Raw genomic sequence first — 2,855 nt, 5'->3', positions numbered from 1 at the left:
TCCAATCGTGCAGAAACACGGCGGCTTGTCCGTCTATCAGGCTTTGGGCCGAACCGATGCTGCTGTCCCGCCAAAACGGGTAGAACGGCAATTCGGCGATGTGGTGCTCCATGACGACCGGACAATCGCCCTGTCCTGCCGGCCGCATTACCGGAACGCCGAAACAAGCGGTTTCAGGCAAGGCATGTGCAGGCTGCATGAAGGTGTTTTGCAGGATAATGGCCGCTTCGGCAGGGTCAATACCCAAACTGTCTATGGCAGGCTGCAAGGTTGCGGGCAGGTCGCAAAAGCAGCCTGCACCGTCCGGCAGGCAGTACACCGAGTTGTGCGTATGGGCCAGCGGTGCAGCCCATAGGGTAACGGGCGAGGTGCGGATTCGGCCGCCTGCGGCAAAGCGCCCCGACCCATCTTGGGCGACTGTGCCGTACACCACGGCATACTCGGATTTGCCGGGCGTGTGGTAGCGCGTGAAGGTCCAGTCGGTAAGCTTGCAGGAGATGAGGGTGCCGTCGTGGAAATGTTCGGATGGGATGGGGTTGGCGGGGGTGTTGGGCATGGTTCATTCCTTGAAGGGCGGTTTCAGGTAGCCTCAAACATAGGCCGCAGGCACGGCAACCAAATTCTCCGCCAACCAGATTTTTTGCGGGTACTGGTTGATGATCGTGCCGTGGGCGATGCCCAATTCGTTTGCCGGCAGCGTGTTGCGCAGCAGGTTGAAAGCGACGGCCATTTTTTTATTGGGATTGGCGGTGGCTTTGATTTCAACGGGGTACAGCATCTGCTGGTGTTCGATCAGTAGGTCGATTTCTTTTTGATTGGTGTCGCGGTAAAAATAAATCGGCGGTTCTTGGCCTTGGTTGTGGAAGGATTTGATGATTTCGCCCACGACAAAAGTTTCAAAAAACTGCCCGCTCTTGGCTCCGTTTTGAATGGTTTCCGGCGTCAGCCATTTGGTCAGGTAGGCCATCAGACCGGTGTTCAGCATATAGACTTTCGGGGTTTTGATGGCGCGTTTGAGGTGGTTGTTGCCATAGGGTTGCAGCAGATAGACGATGCCCGATGTTTGCAGCACGGTGAGCCAACGCTTGACGGTATCCACCGATACGCCGATTTCCTGGGCCACGCTGCTGTAATTCAATAATTCCCCGCTGCGGGCGGCAATAGCAATCATGAACCGAGTGAAATCGCCGCTGCTGCCTACATTGACCAATTGGCGCACGTCGCGTTCGATATAGGTGGCGACATACGACGCATAGTAAACCTGCCAGTCGGTTTCGGGCTGCTCGTATAAGCGCGGCATATCGCCGCGGTGGATAATCTGCCAGATATTTTCGTGTTCGGGCAAACTGGATACGGGGTTTCGGTCGGCCAAATAGCCTTCGTCCGGCACAAAGGCCGTCTGAAAATCATCGCCGCGCATTTCGCGCCACGACAATCCGTTTAATTTCAATACCGCAATGCGCCCGGCCAGGCTTTCGCTGACGTTTTGCATCAACTCAAAAGCCTGCGAACCGGACAGCAGATACAGGCCGTTCTGCTTGCGCCGGTCTATATCCATTTTCACCAGGGGGAACAGCTCGGGGGCGTATTGGACTTCGTCCACAATCAGCGGCGGCGTGTGGTTCAATAAAAACAGTTGCGGCTCGTTTTTGGCTTGGTCGAGCAGCAAGGGATCGTCTAAGGTAAGGTATCCGTATTCGGGCGCAATGTGCTGAAGCAGCGTGGATTTGCCGACCTGCCGCGCACCAGTCAGCAACACGGCGGGAAATTGGGCGGACAGCTTTTGCAGAACGGGTTGCAGGTGACGTGGGTAATACATAACAAAATCCAGTTTAACTTAAGACAGAATCTTAATTTAAACTGGATTTTTGCGCAATACATCTTATTTTGTGTGGTAATGATGCCGTAGGTCACACCGCGAAACAGCCGCCATATACACTCCTCGTTATACAGGCGGACATAGTCCTCGGGTGTGATGCGCCACTCATTCTGGCTGTTGGGCAGGTCATCAACAATGGAGACCGGGCTGCATGAAACGGTAGATTCTCCAGCTGTACAAAAGTTACGTAAAGAGTTGACATCATTGAGCAATCAGCGAGAACAACAGGAAGTAGCTGCTGATGGTGACGCCTACAGGTACGCTACCCAGACTGAAAAAGAACCGCTCGTTCCAGTTAGGCAAGCTGACCGACAAAGGCACGTCTGTACAACTGCTGAAACTAGAACATGCTCTTTCGCAGCTACAGAGCATTTTTGACGTGGTTCAGATGGCGCCAAGGGGTGAGCTTATGGAGTACGGCACACAAGCCTCCCTGCTTCAACCAAACTCAACAGAACAGCAACGGATACTACGTTCGATCTGTGTCGACATCAATGTAGTCTTGGAAACGGTACAAGGAACCCAAAATCCTTCCCATAACCTACTACGTTCAGCCAGAAATATTCAGCCCCACCCTGCCAAAACACCATCGGTATCCCAGACCCTGATTACAATCCTGACGATTATTGGTGGAACCGATATTAAATAAACACCCATCTAAATAAAACAAGCCGCCCTAATTTGGGCGGCCTTTTTGTTATCGGGTGGACAGATACATCTCGCGGATCTGCTCTTGGGTCGGTTTGGTTAAACCCCATTGGTCATTAGTGCAGTGCAGGATATGTTTATTACTTCGGCAAACATAACGCCCCTTCCACCAACTTGCATACATTTCCATGTCGGCGTATTCGACCATTTCCCTTTTTATCATCAGCCCACCTACCAATCCGACGGCCATCGTGTCAAACCCGATGGAAGAAAACCATTTCAAAATTCCAAAATCACCGATGTATATATACTATATATGATATATATA

The 2,855-nt window shown here is 52.2% G+C and carries 3 protein-coding genes; 1 reads left to right on the top strand and 2 read right to left on the bottom strand.

Annotation, left to right across the window (positions count from 1 at the left end; all coding sequences use genetic code 11):
- On the bottom strand, window positions 1-556 hold a 556-nt coding region (locus tag AC5M9B_RS04785), incomplete at its 3' end, for a hypothetical protein (protein WP_487648318.1).
- Window positions 557-589: 33 nt separating this feature from the next.
- Window positions 590-1,819 carry an ATP-binding protein gene (locus AC5M9B_RS04780; RefSeq protein ID WP_487648317.1) on the bottom strand — a complete coding sequence of 410 codons (1,230 nt, stop codon included), beginning with the start codon at window positions 1,817-1,819 and terminating at the stop codon, window positions 590-592.
- Window positions 1,820-2,120: 301 nt separating this feature from the next.
- Here AC5M9B_RS04780 and AC5M9B_RS04775 point away from each other — a divergent pair, with 301 nt between their 5' ends.
- Window positions 2,121-2,528, top strand: a complete 408-nt coding sequence (locus AC5M9B_RS04775) for a hypothetical protein (protein WP_487648316.1) — start codon at window positions 2,121-2,123, stop codon at window positions 2,526-2,528.
- Window positions 2,529-2,855 lie beyond the last annotated feature (327 nt).

Source organism: Neisseria flava (assembly GCF_982712965.1).
The sequence above is the reverse complement of the archived record's forward strand: the minus strand, read 5'-3'. Positions and strand labels throughout refer to the sequence as shown.